The 20,053-nt window shown below is 39.6% G+C and carries 15 protein-coding genes and 1 pseudogene; all 16 read right to left on the minus strand.

Annotated elements, in window-relative coordinates; translation table 11 throughout:
• Positions 1-159: 159 nt before the first annotated feature.
• Complete coding sequence (locus A3I5_RS0106440) at positions 160-846, minus strand: YwaF family protein (RefSeq protein ID WP_018373791.1); 687 nt, start codon at positions 844-846, stop codon at positions 160-162.
• A 259-nt stretch (positions 847-1,105) separates the two neighbouring features.
• Positions 1,106-2,509, minus strand: a pseudogene (locus tag A3I5_RS11730) (glycoside hydrolase family 1 protein).
• A gap of 12 nt (positions 2,510-2,521) precedes the next feature.
• On the minus strand, positions 2,522-4,363 hold the full coding sequence (locus A3I5_RS0106460) for a beta-glucoside-specific PTS transporter subunit IIABC (RefSeq protein ID WP_018373792.1): 1,842 nt from the start codon (positions 4,361-4,363) through the stop codon (positions 2,522-2,524).
• A 13-nt stretch (positions 4,364-4,376) separates the two neighbouring features.
• Entirely contained in the window at positions 4,377-5,216 is an 840-nt protein-coding gene (gene licT / locus A3I5_RS0106465) for a BglG family transcription antiterminator LicT (RefSeq protein WP_018373793.1), read from the minus strand.
• A gap of 241 nt (positions 5,217-5,457) precedes the next feature.
• Entirely contained in the window at positions 5,458-7,224 is a 1,767-nt protein-coding gene (locus A3I5_RS0106470; protein WP_018373794.1) for an ABC transporter ATP-binding protein, read from the minus strand.
• A 2-nt stretch (positions 7,225-7,226) separates the two neighbouring features.
• Positions 7,227-8,966 carry an ABC transporter ATP-binding protein gene (locus A3I5_RS0106475; RefSeq protein WP_018373795.1) on the minus strand — a complete coding sequence of 580 codons (1,740 nt, stop codon included), beginning with the start codon at positions 8,964-8,966 and terminating at the stop codon, positions 7,227-7,229.
• Positions 8,967-9,551: 585 nt separating this feature from the next.
• The gene (locus A3I5_RS0106480; RefSeq protein ID WP_018373796.1) at positions 9,552-10,652 is read right to left on the minus strand and encodes an ABC transporter ATP-binding protein; all 1,101 of its coding nucleotides are present in this window, start codon (positions 10,650-10,652) and stop codon (positions 9,552-9,554) included.
• Positions 10,630-11,394, minus strand: a complete 765-nt coding sequence (locus A3I5_RS11735) for an HAD family hydrolase (RefSeq protein ID WP_018373797.1) — start codon at positions 11,392-11,394, stop codon at positions 10,630-10,632. Before A3I5_RS11735 ends, A3I5_RS0106480 begins: the two co-directional genes overlap by 23 nt.
• The gene (locus A3I5_RS0106490; protein WP_018373798.1) at positions 11,391-12,908 is read right to left on the minus strand and encodes a CehA/McbA family metallohydrolase; all 1,518 of its coding nucleotides are present in this window, start codon (positions 12,906-12,908) and stop codon (positions 11,391-11,393) included. Before A3I5_RS0106490 ends, A3I5_RS11735 begins: the two co-directional genes overlap by 4 nt.
• A gap of 116 nt (positions 12,909-13,024) precedes the next feature.
• On the minus strand, positions 13,025-14,335 hold the full coding sequence (locus tag A3I5_RS0106495; RefSeq protein WP_018373799.1) for an ABC transporter substrate-binding protein: 1,311 nt from the start codon (positions 14,333-14,335) through the stop codon (positions 13,025-13,027).
• Positions 14,336-14,369: 34 nt separating this feature from the next.
• A complete protein-coding gene (locus tag A3I5_RS0106500) occupies positions 14,370-15,209 on the minus strand; it encodes a carbohydrate ABC transporter permease (RefSeq protein ID WP_018373800.1) in 840 nt (279 codons plus the stop codon).
• 11 nt (positions 15,210-15,220) lie between these two features.
• Entirely contained in the window at positions 15,221-16,108 is an 888-nt protein-coding gene (locus A3I5_RS0106505; RefSeq protein WP_018373801.1) for a carbohydrate ABC transporter permease, read from the minus strand.
• A gap of 404 nt (positions 16,109-16,512) precedes the next feature.
• The gene (locus A3I5_RS13070; RefSeq protein ID WP_408640776.1) at positions 16,513-16,695 is read right to left on the minus strand and encodes an SMR family transporter; all 183 of its coding nucleotides are present in this window, start codon (positions 16,693-16,695) and stop codon (positions 16,513-16,515) included.
• Between the two features lie 334 nt (positions 16,696-17,029).
• Complete coding sequence (locus A3I5_RS11745; RefSeq protein ID WP_018373803.1) at positions 17,030-18,346, minus strand: HdeD family acid-resistance protein; 1,317 nt, start codon at positions 18,344-18,346, stop codon at positions 17,030-17,032.
• A gap of 17 nt (positions 18,347-18,363) precedes the next feature.
• Positions 18,364-19,119, minus strand: coding sequence for an SDR family NAD(P)-dependent oxidoreductase (locus tag A3I5_RS0106520; protein WP_018373804.1), 756 nt, complete (start codon positions 19,117-19,119; stop codon positions 18,364-18,366).
• Positions 19,116-20,045 carry a ribonuclease Z gene (gene rnz, locus A3I5_RS0106525; RefSeq protein ID WP_018373805.1) on the minus strand — a complete coding sequence of 310 codons (930 nt, stop codon included), beginning with the start codon at positions 20,043-20,045 and terminating at the stop codon, positions 19,116-19,118. The genes A3I5_RS0106520 and rnz overlap by 4 nt, the downstream gene beginning before the upstream one ends.
• Positions 20,046-20,053 lie beyond the last annotated feature (8 nt).

A 20,053-nucleotide genomic window follows, 5' to 3' on the forward strand; every position in this document is an offset into this window, starting at 1 on the left:
TTTACTCTCTTCATTTAGGCAATTAAATCATGATACTATACTACATTGGACTTCTCCATTTTTACAATTTATCTTTACCATTATAGCTAAAAAACACCTCTATTGCAACGCTGTTAAACAGCTTTTGAGTTTCACAAATAAAAAACTTAGCCAGAAAAGCTAAGTCCTTTGCACATTTGCCACATAAACTTTCTTAAAGAATAATTCTAGAGCTAGTATGGCCAGAACCAAAACACTAGTCACCACAATAAAATTGAACCAGATGTTGCTTCCGTTAATAAAGGGCGGATTTCTTAGCAAGCCATAATCACCTCCAGTTAGATGATTGACCATCAGCAAGAATAGATTAATCCCTCCAGTATAGAGAATAATCTTTTGAAACGACAGTCTGTCAGAATCATAATCATTCAGCAAATAGAGCAGACAATTGACAAACAAAGCATAATGTCCTAGGAAAAAGGAAAAGAAGGTGAGATGAGGAAAGGCATAGGTGTCTAAAACTGGATGGACAAAAGCCATCACTGCCCCAGAAAGCCCAACAAGAGCAAAATATTGTTTTAAACGCCAATCTTTTGGCAATAATAAAAGAGCAAACATAGCCATCCGACAATGGTAAAGAGGGAGGCTAATGGATAAGGGAAGTCGAAACAGCACATACCAACCGTATAAACCGACTAATTGAAGGATTTGTAAACCAATAAAAAAGCGATGATAACGGTGATTGTTGCGTTGCTGAATCGTCAGTCGCACAAGAAATATCAAGGAAACAATCAAGGCAAAACACCAAGCTGGCTCAATCACCGGAGGTAGAGCTTCTTGAGTTGTAAAAAATGCTGGAATAATCATAACTATAATCTTTTGAATCAATAGGAAGACAGAAAATCTCGAGAAAAGCCGTTTAATCTAGCCAGAATTTCCTGAAATTCAGATGTCGCGCCTTTGCTTCAATCAAGTCTACTTTCTAAACGTTTTTTCCAGCATAGCATATTTAGATGAGTTTGAAAAGAAAAAATAGAAAACTTCCCCAGATTTTTTCTGAGGAAGCTAAAGGCATAAGTATAGAATATCCTCCTTATCTAGCTTAGGAGAACATTTGGGAGATACATTAGTCAGTTAATATTCTACCATTGGTTCGAATGACTTCTTTGTACCAATGGAATGACTTCTTTTTATAACGCTTAAAGCTACCGCTACCATCATCATTTCGATCAACATAAATTAAACCATATCTTTTAGAAAGTTGTGCTGTAGACATTGAGACACAATCTATACATCCCCAAGCAGTATAACCTATAATTTCAACACCATCTTTAATCGCCTCTGAGACTTGCAAAAGATGTTCTTGCATATATTTAATCCGATAATCATCATGAACAGTCAAAGTGCCAGACTCCTCTCTAACTAATTGATCTTTCGCTCCCAACCCATTCTCGACAATAAATAAAGGAATTTGATAGCGATCATAATAACGATTTAAAACCAATCGGATCAATCTGCCACCCCCAATCAGAAGCTTCTAAATAGGGATTTACTAAACCACCTAAAATATTTCCTTGGCCAGAAGAATACTGCATAGGATTTGCTGACTGAGTTGTACTCATATAATAACTGAAAGAAAGGAAATCCACTGTATAATCTTTTAATAGTTGCTCATCTCCTTCAGCAAAATCGATGGTTATTCCCTGCTCTTCAAAATATCTTTTAGCATAATTAGGATAACACCCCCTCACATGCACATCAGAAAATAAATAGTTCAAATTTTCGTAATCATGCGCTGCCCAAACATCTTCTGGATTTGGAGTCATTGGATATGCGGGCATGGCCAAAACCATACATCCAACTTTACAATTCGGATTTATTTCGTGAGCAATTTTAGTAACAAGGCTTGAGGCAACCAATTCATAATGGATAGCTTGATACAAATCTTGTTTAGATAGTTTTTCCTTCGGTATATCAATCCCACCACTTGTAAAAGGTAATTCTAAAACGGAGTTTACCTCATTAAAAGTCAACCAATACTTAACTTTATCTTTGTATCGTTCAAAGACTACCCGAGCAAATTTTTCAAAAAACTAATCATTTTTCTATCAACCCAGCTATGATATTTTTGAGCTAGATATAGCGGAGTTTCATAATGAGAAAGAGTTACTAGGGGCTCTATCCTATATTTAAGAAGTTCATCGAATAAATCATCATAGAATTGTAAACCTTCTTCGTTTGGGAAATCTTCATCACCATTCGGAAATATCCTACTCCAAGCTATTGAAGTTCTAAATACTTTAAACCCCATTTCAGCGAACAGTGCTATATCCTCTTTATATCTATGATAAAAATCAATTGCTGATAATTTCAGATTATCTTCTGTCGGCTCATATGTGGGCTTGCCTAAGCCACCGTTTGGTAGAACATCTTGTACCGATAAACCTTTGCCGCCTTCATTATATGCACCTTCTACCTGATTTGCAGCTACTGCTCCTCCCCATAAAAAATTATCTGGAAAAATTGACATATATCCTCCGAACTATAAGATTGCTAACAACTCAACAGAGTGAGATATTTCCTCACTTTTTGGAATCAAAAGGACATCTAGGTAATCCTGTGTATTTGTAACAACTATAGGAGTCACAATCTCATATCCTTCTGCTACAATTGTTTCTAAATCAGCCTCAAGCATCAACTGACCTTTTGCAACCTTAGCGCCAGCTGAAATATGACTTGTAAAGCCTTTACCTTTTAATTCAACTGTTTCCAAACCAATATGTATTAATAACTCTACTCCCTCATCACTTGTTAATCCAATTGCATGTTTCGTCGGAAAAATACTTGTTACGGTTCCGTTAAATGGCGCATATACTTTTCCATCTTTAGGAATAATCGCAATCCCTTCTCCTAACAGTCTACCTGAAAAAGTTGTATCGTTAACATTTTCTAACGGTAGAATCTTTCCAGAAAGCGGAGAAAATACATTTTTTCTATTTGATATACCAGCTTCAACATTATCCAAATTGACAGTTGAATTATCTTCATCAATACCTAAAATGCAGGCTAAAACAAATGTTACAAGAATTGAAATAGAAGCGGCAATCAAGGCATTGGTTATGTTAGATGGGACTTCAGAATAAATAAACTGTGGTAAAGCAATTAAGGAAGGAACTGCAAAAAGATAAGCTTTAACTCCTGTCAAACCAACAAACAAGCCAGCCAGCCCACCACCAATCATTGCTGCATACAATGGTTTCTTATACTTTAGTGTTATCCCATATAAAGCAGGTTCAGTAATACCTGCAAACAAAGCTGAGAAGCCTGCAGCAAATGCTATTTGTTTTGTATTATTATTTTTACTTTTCAACGCCACTGCCATAGAAGCTGCACCCTGTGCTAAATTAGAACCTAGCATAGCTGGCAAGATAAGTACATCAGGTGTCGCAACAGATGCTGCTAGGAATATTGGTGCAAATGCCCAGTGCATACCAGTCATAACGATAAAAGGCATGATTGCTCCTAAGATTGCGAGAGTAAACCAACCAGCCACACCATACATTTGTTCAACCAGATTTGACACCCCTTCACCGATAATAACCCCAAGAGGCCCAACAAGGACTAACGCTATAAATCCTGAAAAAAGTAGCACTAATGTTGGTTGCAAAAAACTTTTAGTCACAGCGGGCGTCACTTTGTTAAAGACTTTTTCAATATATCTCATCAACCAAACCATAATAAGGATTGGAATCACTGACGAACCATAATTAGCTGGTGTAACTGGTGCTCCAAATAAGCTCAGAGGATTACCAGTGGCTACCATCTGAACAAAATTAGGATGTAGCAAAATACCTGCAATGGACATCGCTAAGGTAGGAGTGACGTTAAGTTTTTGTGAAGCTGAGTATGCCAAAAATATTGGCATAAAATAATATGGTGCGTCACCAAAAAATGTCAAAAACGAAATAGTCTGAGAATCAGATTTCAAAATTCCGAGCATCGGTAAAACAATTACTAGAACTTTTAACATCCCACCACCAAGCATAGCTGGAATGAGTGGGGTCATAGATCCAGCAATATATTCTATAATTTGCTCTAAAATATTTCCTTTCTCACCTTGAAGGATATCGTCTGATTCAAATTTTCCTAATTTAATAAATTCTCTGTAATAATTAGCCACATCATTTCCAAGTATGATTTGGTACTGACCATTTTTCCTTAAAATACCTATTACACCAGTAATTGATTTTATAATCTCATCTGAAACTATAGCATTATCCTTTAGTTCCAACCGTAATCTAGTCACACAATGTGTTGCACGAAGAACATTCTTTTCTCCTCCAACTGCTTTCAAAATAGCTTGTGCAGTATCCTTATATGCCATAATAAACTCCTCTTTATGATAAATTTTTTGTTAAACGTCGAATGTGAGCAATTAAATAAACTAACTCACTTGAACTGAGCAAATAGTCATACTCAACTTGAATGAAATCTGCTACGTGTACTCCGCACTTATATTCTCTAGGATATTTCTTTTGCATCAATTCCAGAATATCTGCATCATCTTCATCATGATAATCATTTCTTTCTACCAAGCGATGAGCAAATAGTTTAACGTGCGTAATAAATCGATAATAATCAATAGAATCTTGATTGAACTCTGTGGAATAATAATCTTGAATAATTTTCTCAATCCTCATGGTAATTTCAGTAATGCGATATGATTCTTGAAAAGTATTTTCTAAATTCGCATTAACAAAGTGCAAGGCAATAAAGGCTGCTTCATCAATAGGAAGTTCAATATGTAAATCTTTTTTTATTATTGATAGTGCTTTCCTTCCTAATTCGAATTCTTCCTTATAATATCTTGCAATTTCCCATCTGAGAGGATTTGTTACAACAATTCCTTCCTCATTCCGTTCAATGCTTGTATTGATATGGTCAGTCAAATTGATATAAATAATCTCATCAAAATGATTCCCAAGCGTTATTTTACCCAGATTTATAATTTTCTCACAAACATAAACCAATTCAATTGGAACATCAATAAATATTTCCGTAAAGCGATTCATATTATCGCTATTTTTAAGTAAAAAACTCTTTTCAATACTCGAAGGTAAGATTCTATCTCCAACTTTTTTTCCGAATGCAATTCCTCGACCAAATAAAAGAATGTCTATATCCTTCTTATTTTTCGCTATGACTGCATTATGATTTAATATCCGTTTTATGATCATAAACTTCTCTTTTCAAAATAAAAGAACCTACCTAAAAGACATCGATAAATAGACTACCGACTCATTTAAATAGGTTCCTGCTCACTTTAAAGTGATAACATCCTTTTATTTCAATTATTTATTGGTACATCAAGCTCAAAATTTCAATAACTCTGTAACCACTTTCAATTCTAAAATAATTTAATAACTTTGTCAAGAAATTCTTAAAAAAAATAATAACTCTTGCTACTTACTAATAAAGCTATTTAGCAAATTGGCTGTAGTAAAGGTCATGGTAGAAGCCTGCATCCGCTAGAAGACTGTCATGAGTCCCTTGCTCGATAATCTGGCCATCTTTAAGAACCAAGATTTTATCTGCCTCTTGAATGGTTGATAGACGGTGAGCAATGACAAAGCTAGTCCGTCCTTCCATCAAACGCTTCATGGCTTTCTGGATAAGGAGTTCCAGACGTGTGTCAACAGAAGATGTTGCTTCATCTAAAATCAGGATTTTAGGGTCAGACAAGAGTGCTCGCGCAATGGTCAAAAGCTGCTTTTGTCCCAGTGAAATATTGCTGGACTCTTGGTTCATCTCCATATTGTAGCCACCCGGAAGTGTCCGAATAAAATGATCAACATTGGCTGCTTTCGCTGCTGCCACGATTTCCTCATCTGTAGCATTAAGGTTTCCAAAGCGCAGATTTTCCTTAATCGTTCCTTCATAAAGCCAGGCATCCTGCAAGACCATACCGAAATTCTTGCGGTATTCTTGACGGGAGAGATTGCGAATGTCGTGACCATCTACTGTGATAGCTCCTGAAGTCACATCGTAGAAACGCATGAGAAGGTTAATCAAAGTCGTCTTACCAGCACCTGTAGGCCCTACAATAGCCACCATTTCACCAGGCTTCACTTCCAAATTGAAATCTCGGATTAGTGGCTTGTCTGGTAAGTATTGGAAATCAACTTGGTCAAAGCGAACCTGACCAGTCAGTGGCGCTGCCAAGCTTTCTGTGACTTCATTTAACTCATCAGGCTCGTCTAAGACTGCAAAAATCCGCTCTAATGAAGATTGAGCTGACTGCAAAGCACCTGCTAGCTGGGTTATGGTCTGGATGGGCTGGTTAACCTGCCAGACATATTGAACCATAGCCTGCAAGTTACCAACTGTCAGGGTTCCCGCAAGAACCTGCAATCCACCTAAGAGGGCGACAGCCAGATAAGCTAAGTTAGAAATCGTCGAAAGCACTGGCATCATGATTCCTGAGACGAAGCTAGCTTTAAAGCCCGTCTCTTGCAGGTCATCGATGATCTGCCCAAATTCCGCTTCTGAGTTATCTTCGCGGCCGTAGAGTTTGATAACATTAAAGCCTGTCAAATTTTCCTGGACAAAGCCATTCATATCCCCCAGAATCTTAGCCTGACGTTTGAAATAAGGCTGGGATTTCCCCATGATAAAGCGGGCTGAGAAATAAGTCAAAGGAATGCTAAAAATAACGATAAGAGACAAGGCTGGATTGATGTAAACCGCCATAGAAATGGCTAGAATGACCGTCAAGAAGGCATTAACAATCTGCAAGAAGGATTGCTGTAAGGCGTTTGATACAGTCTCCACATCTGATGTGAAACGTCCCAGCATATCCCCGAACTGGTGACTGTCAAAATAAGAGGTTGACATGCTATTAATCTTGCGGCTCATCTCGTTACGCAGATCGCGAATGGTGGATTGTACAGCCTTAGTGATAAAGACATTGGCATACCAAGAGCCTAGTGAATAGAGGGTTCCACGGATATAGTAAATCACCAAAATCATGATGATATAGCGGTAGTTAATGCCAGCTCCTGCGACTCCTGCTAACATATCACGCACATTGGCTGTAATCTCTGTGATAATAAGTCCAAAAATCAAAGGCTCCAGGGCATTCATAGCGGCACTCAAGACCTTGAAAAAGACAGATAAGAAAAGAGAGCCGCGGTAATTTTTCAAATACTGCCAGAGACGTTTGTAGACATTTTCTGTTTTTAACATGGCTAGTCTCCTTCCGTTAAACTTTGGTTATTGAGCTGGCTGTCCGCAATTTCACGGTAAATGTCATTGGTAGCCAGCAGTTCCTCATGAGTACCACGACCAACGATCTCGCCTTCATTTAGAACGATAATTTGATCCGCATTCATGATAGTACCGACGCGTTGTGCCACAATGAGGACGGTCGCATCACCTGTGACTTCTTTCAGGCGACGTCGCAATTCTGCATCAGTCTTATAGTCCAAAGCCGAGAAACTATCATCGAAAATATAAATATCTGGCTTTTTGACCACAGCACGCGCAATAGACAAGCGCTGTTTTTGACCACCGGATAGGTTACTGCCACCTTCAGCTAAGTGATGCTCGTAACCCTTCTCGGTTGACTGAATAAAGCTACCTACCTGAGAAACATCAACGGCCTGATCCAATTCAGATAACGTAGCATCTTCTTTACCGTAACGCAAGTTTTCCCCGATAGTTCCTGTAAAGAGCAAAGCCTTTTGAGGGATAAACCCAATTTTTTGGCGCAGAGCTCTGAGATTATAGTCACGAACATCAACCCCATCAACCAAGATCCGCCCGAGAGTAATATCATAAAAGCGCGGAATAAGCTGCACCAGTGACGATTTCCCTGAACCGGTTGATCCGATAAAAGCAATGGTCTCACCGGGCTTAGTCTTAAAACTAATATTATGAAGAACAGGACTTTCCGTCTCACCTGGATAGGCAAAGGTCACATTGTCAAACTCCAGATAGCCCCGCGTTTCTGTCTCTGTGACACCATTTTCATTAGGATCAATGGAGATTGGCATGGCCATGATTTCTTGAAGTCGCTTAGCGGAGACAGCCATCCGTGGATACATGGTAAAGAGATTAGCAAACATGAGGAAAGAAAAGAGGGCATGAAAAGCATACTCAATAAAGGCAACCAAGTTACCAACCTGCAAACTACCTCTGCTAATTGACGGCAGGGCAAACCAGACAATCGCCACAATCATGACAATGATGATTTGGACAAAGATAGGCTCTGTCAGACCAGTCAAACGAAAGAGCTTACCGGACGTTTCTTTATAGGATTCGTTGGCCTTGCTGAAACGCTCTTCCTGGAATTCTTCACGCGCAAAGGCACGGACAACCCGCAATCCTGTCAAATTCTCACGGACAAACTGGTTAATCTTATCCAAAGTCCGCTGTTGTTTCTCAGAAAGAGGGCCGGTTTTGATAGCGACATACCAAACGGTAAGAATCAAGAAAGGTACACAAACTGCAACCACCCAACCAAGAGACGGACTAGACAAAACAATCATGACCATGGAGAAGGTCATCATAAGTGGTGTAATCATCCCCATCCGCAAGGCTTGCTCAGCAAACATCATCAGGACATAAGCGTCACTTGTAATCCGTGTCACTAGAGATGAGACCCCAATCTGCTCATACTCATGGTGAGAATAGGTCTGAAGTTTCTCATAAAGGTCCGAGCGCATATCACGAATCATAGTCGTGGTCATCTTACTAGATGCGTACGTTAGAACGACACGTCCTATACCACCAAAAACAATGATGACCAGCATTATCCAAGTCCAAAAATAAAGCTTGTCTGGCTGATTATCAATCAAGCCTTCATCAATCATGCGAGCCAAAATCGTTGGCAAGCCCAAATTGACCAAGACAAACATAAAAGCACCGAAAATATCCAAGGCTAAAAGCTTGGGATGTCTTTTCAAATAAGACCAAATATATCTCATCTTTTCCTCCTGTAGATTAGACATGCACTTGTCAGCGTGACAAAGATAGGGGAGCAGGCCTGTTACCTTAGATAGCAACATTCCTAGCTCCCTGATTCCTTTTATACTATCGACTTAGTGCACGAGTTAGTACTAGTTTACACGATTTTTGGATGAAAGGCAAGTTCTGAAAAATAAAAAAATTTGTAAACGTTTCAAAAACCGCCTTTCCTAGCCAAAATGCATAGGCAGGTGATTTTAGACTATCAAGCAGCGTTTTACTGACACCACTCTATAAAATGACATTGAAAACAATCTAAATACTCTTTAAAATTCAAAAGAATACATCGTCAACTCGGCTTGATGGAACTTCAGCTCTATCTGCAACTTCGTTTTCTTGTCTGCTTTTGATTTTCTTTGAGCCCTCTAAAAAAGCTTAGTAAAAATTCTAAAAGCAGTAAAACTGCACGAAATCTTCTTTAGACACTGATTTCATGCAGTTTTTAATCGTTTAGTGAGACAAAATGGTTTAGTACGATGACTTTTTACACAGTTTGACTTCCATTTTTTAATTAACATTCACAACTATCTCATCCTTAGTTGTTCTCATGGTTTTGTTGAGTAGAGGTTCTCTTCTGTCTCTACATCAAAGAGATGAATTTTATACAGTTTAAAAGCTATTCCTACTACTTGACCAACATCATAAATGTCTTTAGACGACACTTTGACAACTAGTGGTTCTGTAAGTTGCTCAACACCAACATACACCAAAGAATCATCGCCGAGCATTTCATAAGCTTCTATTTTACCAATAAATATATTTTCAGCGCTAGTAGGATCGGTTAGTAAAATGTCATTTGCTCGAATACCTAGAACTGCTCTTTGATGGCCTTTAAAGTGGAAAAAGTAATCCGAAAAATCAATGCTTGCTCGGTCAAATAAAAGCAAGGTTTGTCCCCTTGTTCCTGAAATGTTAACAGGGATAAAATTCATCGGTGGTGAACCGATAAAACTGGCAACAAACATATTACATGGAAGATGGAAGAGATTATAAGGCGTATCAATTTGTTGGATAACACCGTCTTTTAAAACTACGATTCTGGTTCCTAGTGTCATAGCCTCAGTTTGATCATGAGTCACATAGATAAATGTAGCATCAAGCTCTTGATATAAAGTCGCAATTTCAACACGCATTTGGCCACGAAGTTTGGCGTCAAGATTTGACAAAGGTTCATCCATCAAAAATACTTTAGGGTTTCGAACCATAGCTCGTCCCATTGCGACTCGTTGTTTCTGACCCCCAGATAGTTGTTCAGGTTTGCAGTCTAGATAGGGCTCCAATCCGAGAATCGTTGCAACTTTATAGACTGTCTTTGCAATTTCTTCTTTAGGGAATCCCTTGATTTTAAGACTATAGCCAATATTATCTCGAACAGTCATATGAGGGTAGAGCGCGTAGTTTTGAAACACCATGGCAATATCCCGCTCTGCTGGACTCAGATGATTAACGACCCTATCTTCGATCATCAGTTCTCCATCAGTGATTTCTTCCAAGCCTGCAATCATGCGCAGCAGGGTTGACTTGCCACAGCCAGACGGACCAACAAAGATAACAAACTCTTTTTCAGTGATGTCAAGATTGAAATCCTTAATTACTAATTGATGATCATAAGCTTTCGAAATGTTATGAAATTGAATCTTCGACATGCTTAACTCCTCTTACCCACCTCTTGTGCACCAGAAAGTCTTCCAGCTCTGATAAAGAACTTAACACATTAGGTGTATATCTCTTTAAATCCTCTTTAAGTGATACACCACTCAGTACCCCAACAGGAATGGCATTCCCATTAAGGGCGAATTTCATATCGTTTGGAGAATCTCCGATCATCATAATTTCTTGTGGCAAACATTGCCATTGCTCTGCAACTATGTCAATAATTCGACGATCCGGTTTAACAGGAAAGCCATTGTCCGATGTCGCTAAAAAGCTAATTTTATCTATAATCTCAAGAGTTCGTAAACACTCTAGAGTTGACTCCAATGTATCTGTTGTTACAACACCAACCTCTATCCCTTTCCTCTTAAGTTTTCTCAAAAGCTCAACCATATCTGTAAAGACTGGATAATAACCTTGTGTTTCTTTGGTAAAATAACGCACTAATTTTGTTTTAAGGGTGTCATCATCAATCCTTTCTTGGTAAATATCCTCAATAGCCTGATTTAAATCTTCTGCAATCTTATCAAAAGGTTTCCATGCAAAGCTACTTTCTGGATCAATTATTCCTTTAACAATGCCAAGCCTTTCTTCCAACTCAATCAAAGTCTGCTCAGAAAAAGATAACTGACTCTCAGATAAAATTCTCTTCAATACTGGTCTAACAGCAGGAATCCAAACCTTAAAGAAGTCAATAATTGTCCCGTCTTTGTCTAATAAAATACCTTTAATCATAACTCTCCCTCCAATGTACGACGTACTTCACCAAATGTCCGTAGTTCAGGGTTTCGATGACCTTTTGTAATTGGATTAGCATAGAATCTAAAATCACCTTCTGAAGTAGTTGCACCGAAACGAATCCACTGATATTCATCTGAATTTAAGTCTATTGTTCCATTAACACGATAAAGACCCAGATGAATTTGTTCAGTAGCTAATATCACTTTTTCAGTATTTATGATATAGAAAACTAAAGGATCGTGATCCATTCTAAACAATAGTTCAAATGTGATATTAGTACAGGTATCATCAATACAATCACCATAAAAAAGTGGTCCAAGATCTTTTCCAGCCATATCTTTTTGGTGGAAGATCGTTTCTACCTGACAAAAACGGGTTACCTGACTGCGACATTGTTTTAAGGCCTTTTTAAAATTTGCTGGAGTCAATGAATCCATATAAAGCCATGTAGCCGGATCCCCTGGACTTGAAGGTAAGTCAGAATTAGGATACGACTCCGTTTGAAGCATATGGGAATCGCTGCCCCCGACAGCACAAATCCGATACCCTTGGGACCAGAGTAAGTCAGACAGAGCCACAGCCATCTCATTAGCCTTCCTTCCATCAGCATCGGGATCGGTTTCATAGGTCGGATCGTTAATGATTTCCAAACAGCTCAGATTCTCTAAAGCAATGTCATCATAAAGCCATTTCCAAAGATAGAGAAAGGGATGATTGATAGAGAAAAGCCAATCATTCTCATGACATTCTTGGAGAAGTGCTTCAATACTGCGAGTAATTTCTTCTTGACTATGAGCCATGATAATCTCATTTAAGGTCATTGGACGCTTAGTCAGACCAAAGATATTGGCATGACCTCTGCCAGTTGTTACTTCTATACCGGGCAATACCATCAAGGAGGTATCTGCCCACCCTGTATGAAGGAGATTATGTTCAGTCGCGACATAGAATTCAAGACCATCAGCAATAGCACGATCACTAACAGATTGAGGTAACTCCTTACCATCTGATAATTGTGTATGGGTATGAAGATCCCCCTTATACCACTTTCCTCCATGTTGATATACCTTATTTTGATCCAGTAAGCTGTAATTGAATTGTTGATCTACCCAGACTGGACCTTGTATAGCTTCAGGAACAGCAGAGCTTTCAAAATCCACACGAATGGTAAAATCAATGACCTTACCGTCTTCTAGATACTTACCATACTCGTGATTAAAAATGACTGTTAGCTTCCAATTACCTGCATTTATCTGACCAGGTATACCACCAATCGTCGTTAATTGGCTTGTTTCTCCTATCGAAATAATTGATTGACTATGTCCTAGCTGTTTTTGAAACCTGAGACATCCCTCAGGATCTTCTAGCATCACCAAAACAAGCATAGTTAAAGGAGTAGTCAAGCTATAAGCCAGACTGAGCCCACTAGTTCCTTCAGGAACTAAAATAGTAGCCGTTTCCTTAATTGTTTTGTCTTTTATCAGCTGAAAACTGTAAACATTTTGCATAGAATTTTCCTCGGTTTCCATTTATTACTTGTTGTTCTAGTTAATTTTTTTAATACCTATTTTTAACCAACGAGTCATAATTTCTATAAATTTATAGCAACAATTAACCAGAGCCTTTATTTTTTTAAAGCCTTATCCAGAGCCTCTTGAGCTACCTTTTGAGCTTCATCAAGCGCTTTTTCTGCTGGTACATTTTCAAGTTCTACTTTATCTGCTGCGATTGTCAGCGCATCATAGATCGCTCCGCCAGTCGGATCAAGTGGCAAAATAGAGCCGTGTTTGACTTGGCTGAATGGCACCAATGCTTGCGGGTTTTCGGCAACATATGCTTTATAGTCTTTGTCTTCTAAAATATTCTTATTAACCGCTACATAACCAACTTCTTTGGTCCATTTGATCTGACTTTGAACACTGGTGAAGTATTTTATGAATTCAAAAGCACCTTCTTTTTCTTCCTCGGAAGAATTCTTCATAACAGTTAGCAAAAGAGCACTCGCCACAGGTGCAGAGCTTGTCTTGTCGCTCCAAGCTGGTTGTTCCATGGCTTGAACGATTGAAAAATCAAGATCTGCCTGATCTCCAGATGATCCTATATAACCACCCGCTGTGTTGTCCAGAACATCATCAATTGTCTTGTACCAATATTCCCAGCCTTGACCACCAGAATGTACGGTCATGATTTGATCATCGTGAATCCATTTTCTAAAGCTTTCCCAAACCTCAATCCATTCCTTAGAATTAATTTGAACAGTTTTACCATCTTCACTAATCAATTGAGCACCGTTACTCAAAGAAGCATCAATCAGGTTACTACTACCCCACATTGGTTCCCAGCCATACATAAATTTACCAGTATCCTTGATAGCTTTGGCTGCTTCTCCTAGATCCTGCCAGGTTTTGATAGATTCTGGGTTAATATTAGCTTCTTTGAAAGCAGAGATATTGTAGTACAGGACTTGCGTCGTACCATAAGCTGGAAGTCCAAATCGTTCGCCATCTTCGGATACTCCCTGCTCTGCGAACACTTCAAGGTAGTTATCCGCCTTAACATTGTCAGATGTCATCTGAGCATTTAAATCCTCAGCCAGACCATTTTCATTAAGATTACGAGCATCATCAACCCCCAAAAGCGCAAAGTCTGGAGCCTGATTACCTGCTATACCGGCTTGCAAACGGGTATAAGTTTCAGAATAATCAGCCTGTGTTACAGCCTTAATTTCAAAATCGTCTTGGCTAGCATTGTACTCATCAATGATATCTTGGACAACATTGACAGCCGTTTTTCCACCAGCGTACCAAAATTCCACCTCTACTGGGCTATCTTGAGATTGATTTTTCGTTTCTTGTACAGACTGATCACTTTGACACCCAAGAAGAATGCCCATGCTAAGTAGAGAAACAAAAGATAATGATGCTATTTTTTTCATGATAAATTTTCCTTTTTTATTGTTTATAAAAATATTAACCTTTTAAGCCAGTTTCCCCACCTACTCCGTTTAAAATCCATCTTTGTGTAAAGGCGAAAACGATTAAGAGGGGGAAAACAATGACGGTACTGGCTGCCATGACTTTGTCCCATTCTGTGCCATAGGCACCGCCTTCAATAAAGTAATTTCGTAATCCTTGTGAGACAAGGTATTTGGTCTTGTCATTAGTGATTAAAGAAGGCCACATATAACTGTTATAGGTTGAAATAAAGCTCAAGAGGCCAAATGTGATAAAACCAGACTTGGTTAGCGGTGCAATAATCTCTCGTAAAATCCTGAAATGACCAGCTCCATCAACCTTCGCTGCTTCTACTAAACCTCTTAGAATCTGCATAAAGAATTGTCTCAGCAAAAAGAAACCAAAGATATTTACTGTGCTGGAAAGGATGAGACCTGTCAGTGTGTTCAGGAGACCTAATCTAGACAAGATTATATAACTCGGAATATAGGTTGCTGCTGAAGGAACAGTATAGGTTCCCATGATAGTTGCAAAAAGGATCCCTTTTCCTTTGAATTTTAAAAAGACCAAAGCATAAGCCAGTAAAGCTCCAGATAGCAGTTGCAAACCAACGATGATTAAGGACGTCCACAGTGTATTCCAGATGTACAAAGGAATGGGAGAATTGGTCAAAACTTCAATGAAATTTCCCCATTGAAATTCCCTTGGAAATAGCGATCTAACAGCTATAATTTCATTCTTAGACTTAAGAGAACTCACAATCATCCAAAAGAAAGGAAAGACTGTGACAATACTGATAAAAACTAGCAAAAGGAATCGGAGCCACTGCCTAAAGAATGGTTTTCTAGTATTCATAAATCCTCCTTCTATGAATAGTGCAACCAGCGCTTAGAGCCCTTAAATTGAAAATAGGACAAAAGACCTGAGATCAAAATAATAACTATGATGATAACAATGGCTGGACCAGATTTGTATTCTTCAAAGCCGAGTTGATAATACATATAAAGTAAGGTGCGTGTACTTCCACTCGGTCCTCCTTGAGTCAAAACCTGAATTTGATCATAAGCTTGCAGAGAATTGATAGTAGTGATAATGATCAAGAAAAATGTGGTTGGGGAAATCAACGGCAGTGTTACGTCCCTGAACCGCTGCCACTGATTTGCACCATCCAAGGCATTGGCTTCGTACAATTCTTTGGGTACTTTTTCAAGAGCTGAAAGATAGAGAATCATAGCGTAACCCAAACTTTTCCATACCGTTACAAGAATGACAGCCAACATCGCCGTGTCTGAACTTCTAATCCACTCTAGCGTTGCAAGTCGAAGAGCAGCGAGCACCAGATTGGCTAGACCGTCCTTAGGTTCAAAAATCCATACCCAGACAATCGAAATGGCTACTGTCGGTGTAATCCATGGTGAAAACAAAGCGAACTTGAAAAAGTTTTTACCCATCACTTCTTTATGTAGTAATAGCGCCAAGCCCAGCCCACCAATTAATGTCGGAATAATCGTTCCCAAAGTGAAAACGATTGTATTCCATAAAGCACCGTAAAACCGACTATCCGCTAAAATGGATAGATAATTTTCAAAAAAGACAAAATCATATGTCGGACTGATAAAATTCCAATTTGTAAAACTCAACCAAATGGAATTCAAGATAGGGTATATCCAAAAAATGAGCAATGGAATCAAAGAAGGTAAGAGAAAACCAAGGACTCTTAAACGAGAGACTAATGCTGATTGTCGTGATGTCATGTCTTTGCTCCTATATTGACTAAGATGCAACCAATTAATACGCATAGAATCCCCATAAAACTCATTAAGGATAAGTTATCGCGGAAATCAAACCAGTAACGATAATACCAATACCACACCAAAGGAGGCCGGGCAAGACCACCATGATGGCTTCGCCCTCACCCCCAAAACATGTAATCTTTGAAGATTACGTATAAAAAGGTCGACTTCACCTCTCATCGTTTGCGTAAACATCTCAGCGCAGTGGTTGGGAGTAAGACTTGTTGGCCATGCCAACTTAGTCTGACCCCTGCACAGGTCATTAGGCGCTTTAGCGCCAATGAACCACTGCTGATTGGCAGATTTGTTCGTGTTTTACACTCCAAATCCGGCCTAATCAACTGTGTGGGGGTGGGAAATGAACACTATTTTGATTGCTCGAGTTCTTTCCCACTCCCCAAATTCATCTTCAGTACAACTTTTGAGAAAAAATAATGCGAGAATGCATAAAATAAAATGACAAACAAAGACGGTTTTAACACGGTAAACTCTTGTGTCATTTTCGGCGAAGTTGTCGCTACAATTTCAAAAATAATCACAAGAAACATATAAAATTCTGTCAAACGAAATTTCCTCCCGAAAGTTATAATTTTGAGCTGAAACACTATAAGAATTTGTATTCATAACTCAATACCTCCATTCAGGGCTGCTTTTCTGCTACTCATCATTCGTTTTTTCAAAATATGGTATTTCATCAAAAAACGATCTCCAGCACAGCATCTCTTTTATGAATACAGTCTAAACAAGCTAAACCAAAGGACTATGGAATCAGTATACCAATCCTAAGCCACCCCTTCTATCACTAACGGGTAAATTATAAGTTAAGTTTAGGTGAAGCCTTAAGCTTTTTTGAAAAATAAATTTTACAAAAAGAATCCCAGATCAATCTAAGATCTGAGATTCTTGAAGAAGTTGTTTGATTTCTGGACTGTGCACTCGTCTGGCAACGACGATGGAATTAGGATTTTCATATTCTTTCTCGAGGTAGTCAAAATAGGTCCCCGGAGCAATAATTCCTGCCATTCGTATCAGGTCAAGCCCTGCTGTTCCGATAAGTTCATCGGCCAACAAGACACAATTGGTCCCCAAAACAAAATAAGTTTTGAAACGACTGCTAGTAAATTTGTAAAAATGTGCCCCATGGATAGCCTGTAACTGCCCCATGTAGCTGGCTTTTTGCGTTTCAGAAGTTGGCTGCCACGGCACAGTTAGAGACTTGATTTCCACTAGCTTGGACTCAAAGGCCTTCTTCTGGGTTTCGGTCAAGACCAATTGGTATTCAAAGAGGGTCTTATCCGCCGCAGTCAAGCAATAATCGATATAGGCTGCTTCCTCAGTCTCAACAAAGACACCGTCACCAACAGTGCCAAAGAGTCGCTCTGAGTCCACATCGTAATTGCCAAAAGCATAAACTGTGCCCTGATAGCTGATGTCGCAGTGCCCAACTGTATTAAACCCCGTCTTGGCTGTATGAATGAAAACTTTGAGAACTGGCTGACCTTGGTAAGATTTTTGAGCTTCCAAGGCACGACTCTGTTCCAACTCCTCTGTCAAATCCAGCTCTTCCATGATAAAAGCGTTAATTTTGGTCATCACACTATGAGGTAAGAACATGGTAAAAATAACAGGAACACTAATACGAATATGGCGCTTGACATTATCCTCACGCTCCTCGGAAATTAAAATGCGACGACCATCCATAATTGATGTCAAGCCAACCAAAATGAGGTAAAATCCTAGTCGCATCAAAGTCTCACGCATGTCTCCTGTGTTAAAGAGACTAAAGAAGCCAAAAATGAGATTATAAAGAGCGATGACTAACTGGTTAAAACGCTTGGGAACACGGTCATTGCGCAGAAGGATATAGTTAATCAAGGTCGCAAAACCAAGTAACAACTGATAAATACCAACAATTCTAGCAAGCCAGATAGCAGACAAATCTTTAACGAGCAAAATAAGTAAAGCGACTGCAATGTGGACTAAGCCATCTAACCAATGGACTAGTTTATGGCGTAACTTGGGATATTTCCCCCAAGAAAAAAGGGCTTCTGGAAACTTAAAAAGGCCTAAAAGCAAAATACTAACACCAACCACGTAGGTCAATTGACTGACAAATACCTCTCTGAAAACAAGCAGTCCTAAACCAATTCCGACCCAAAGAAGCCCCCACAAAATATAGGAAATATCTTTTTTTCTCACTGACACTCCTCCCCATATTATTTATAATCAAATGCCTTACGAGCCAGATAGTCGCCAATTCTAGGAAAAAGCGTATAGAGACGATGAGCTACTTTTAAGACAAAAGGTAGCGTGATGTCTCGCTTATTGCGACCGAGGTTCTCTACGATGCGTTCCGCCACCTGATCAGGATTGAGAGCATAGCGGTCAACTCGCTTAAGATAATCGCCAGACGGATCCGCAACATCAAAAAAACCTGTCCGGATCGGCCCTGGATTGACTGTCGTCACATAGACACCGTGTTCAGCCAGCTCCAGTCGCAGGCTATTTGAGAAGCCTGTCACGGCAAACTTGGCTGCTGCATAAACTGTTGCTTTACTGGTTGCCATCAACCCCAAAACGCTGGAAACATTGACAATGTGCCCTCGACCACTCTCTTTCATTTGGTACCCCACCAAGCGAGACAAGGTCATTAGCGCAAAAACATCAATGTCAAACATAGCCCTCATTTCGCTATCACTGACATGATCAAATGGCTTGAAATCTCCAAAGCCAGCGTTATTAATCAGGATATCTACCCGACCAAACTCGGCGTAGGTCGCTGCTACAAATTCTTCAAGCTCTTGACTGCTAGTCAAATCCAGCTGGACCAGCTTGGTCCGCGGTCTATCGCGATAAAGAGCTGCTAGTTTTTCTAGACTTCTACCAGTTAAAATCAGCTGATCATCTGGCAGCAGACGCACGATTTCCTGAGCGAGGCCACCAGTAGCACCTGTGATGATGATAGTTCTCATAGGTCAAACTCCTCCAAATCGTTCACTACATAGACATTAGGAAAAATGGTGCTCGCATCATAGCGCAATTGCTTGATGTCACGAGAAAGGAAGCGAGCTGAAACGTGGTTGAGAAACAGACGCTTGGCACCTGCTTCTCTGGCCACTTCTGCTGCCTGCATATTGGTAGCGTGTCCATGTTTTTTGGCAATACGGTCATCCCCCTTGCCGTAGGTTGATTCGTGAACAAGGACATCCGCATTGACAGCAAGACGCACACTTGCATCAGTCTTTCGGGTATCTCCAAGAATCGTGATGACCTTACCTGGACGAGGAGGCGACAAGTAGTCGCTAGCAATAATTTCACGGCCATCTGGTAGGGTTACATTGTGACCGTTCTTGACCTGACCAAAGAGCGGGCCAAATGGCACACCTGCTGCTCTGAGAGCCTCGGCGTCCAAGGTTCCTTCCAAGTCTTTTTGAATCACTCGATAACCAATACAGAAAATCGTATGGTCCAACTTATCAGCATAAACCTTGAACTTATCGGTTTCCATCACTAAGCCTAGACCATCAGGTTTCAATTCGTGAAATGTAATTTTATATGGCAAACGACTACCAGACACCTTGAGACTGGTCAGGACAAAAGCTTTGATCCCAACAGGACCGTAGATAGCCAGATCCGTCTGCTCTTCATTAGCCTGAAAAGCACGACTAGACAGAAAACCAGGCAGCCCAAAAATATGGTCGCCGTGGAGGTGGGTGATAAAGATTTTGGAAATTTTACGCGGTCGGATAGAAGTCTCCAAAATGCGATTCTGCGTGCCTTCTCCACAATCAAAAAGCCAGACCTCGTTGATCTCATCTAGCAATTTGAGCGCTAGACTTGAGACATTACGCATCTTGGACGGTTGCCCCGCCGATGTTCCTAAAAATTGAATTTGCATGTGTCACT

The sequence above is a fragment of the Streptococcus merionis DSM 19192 genome (assembly GCF_000380085.1).
GTDB classification, from domain to species: domain Bacteria; phylum Bacillota; class Bacilli; order Lactobacillales; family Streptococcaceae; genus Streptococcus; species Streptococcus merionis.

What these genes read in the sequence shown, in the direction of transcription:
- A3I5_RS0106520 (WP_018373804.1), bottom strand. Translation starts at nt 19,119, where the DNA reads ATGAGAACTATCATCATCACAGGTGCTACTGGTGGCCTCGCTCAGGAA.
- rnz (WP_018373805.1), bottom strand. Translation starts at nt 20,045, where the DNA reads ATGCAAATTCAATTTTTAGGAACATCGGCGGGGCAACCGTCCAAGATG.
- licT (WP_018373793.1), bottom strand. Translation starts at nt 5,216, where the DNA reads ATGATCATAAAACGGATATTAAATCATAATGCAGTCATAGCGAAAAAT.
- A3I5_RS0106490 (WP_018373798.1), bottom strand. Translation starts at nt 12,908, where the DNA reads ATGCAAAATGTTTACAGTTTTCAGCTGATAAAAGACAAAACAATTAAG.
- A3I5_RS0106475 (WP_018373795.1), bottom strand. Translation starts at nt 8,966, where the DNA reads ATGAGATATATTTGGTCTTATTTGAAAAGACATCCCAAGCTTTTAGCC.
- A3I5_RS0106440 (WP_018373791.1), bottom strand. Translation starts at nt 846, where the DNA reads ATGATTATTCCAGCATTTTTTACAACTCAAGAAGCTCTACCTCCGGTG.
- A3I5_RS0106505 (WP_018373801.1), bottom strand. Translation starts at nt 16,108, where the DNA reads ATGACATCACGACAATCAGCATTAGTCTCTCGTTTAAGAGTCCTTGGT.
- A3I5_RS0106470 (WP_018373794.1), bottom strand. Translation starts at nt 7,224, where the DNA reads ATGTTAAAAACAGAAAATGTCTACAAACGTCTCTGGCAGTATTTGAAA.
- A3I5_RS0106500 (WP_018373800.1), bottom strand. Translation starts at nt 15,209, where the DNA reads ATGAATACTAGAAAACCATTCTTTAGGCAGTGGCTCCGATTCCTTTTG.
- A3I5_RS0106495 (WP_018373799.1), bottom strand. Translation starts at nt 14,335, where the DNA reads ATGAAAAAAATAGCATCATTATCTTTTGTTTCTCTACTTAGCATGGGC.
- A3I5_RS0106480 (WP_018373796.1), bottom strand. Translation starts at nt 10,652, where the DNA reads ATGTCGAAGATTCAATTTCATAACATTTCGAAAGCTTATGATCATCAA.
- A3I5_RS11735 (WP_018373797.1), bottom strand. Translation starts at nt 11,394, where the DNA reads ATGATTAAAGGTATTTTATTAGACAAAGACGGGACAATTATTGACTTC.
- A3I5_RS0106460 (WP_018373792.1), bottom strand. Translation starts at nt 4,363, where the DNA reads ATGGCATATAAGGATACTGCACAAGCTATTTTGAAAGCAGTTGGAGGA.
- A3I5_RS13070 (WP_408640776.1), bottom strand. Translation starts at nt 16,695, where the DNA reads ATGTTTCTTGTGATTATTTTTGAAATTGTAGCGACAACTTCGCCGAAA.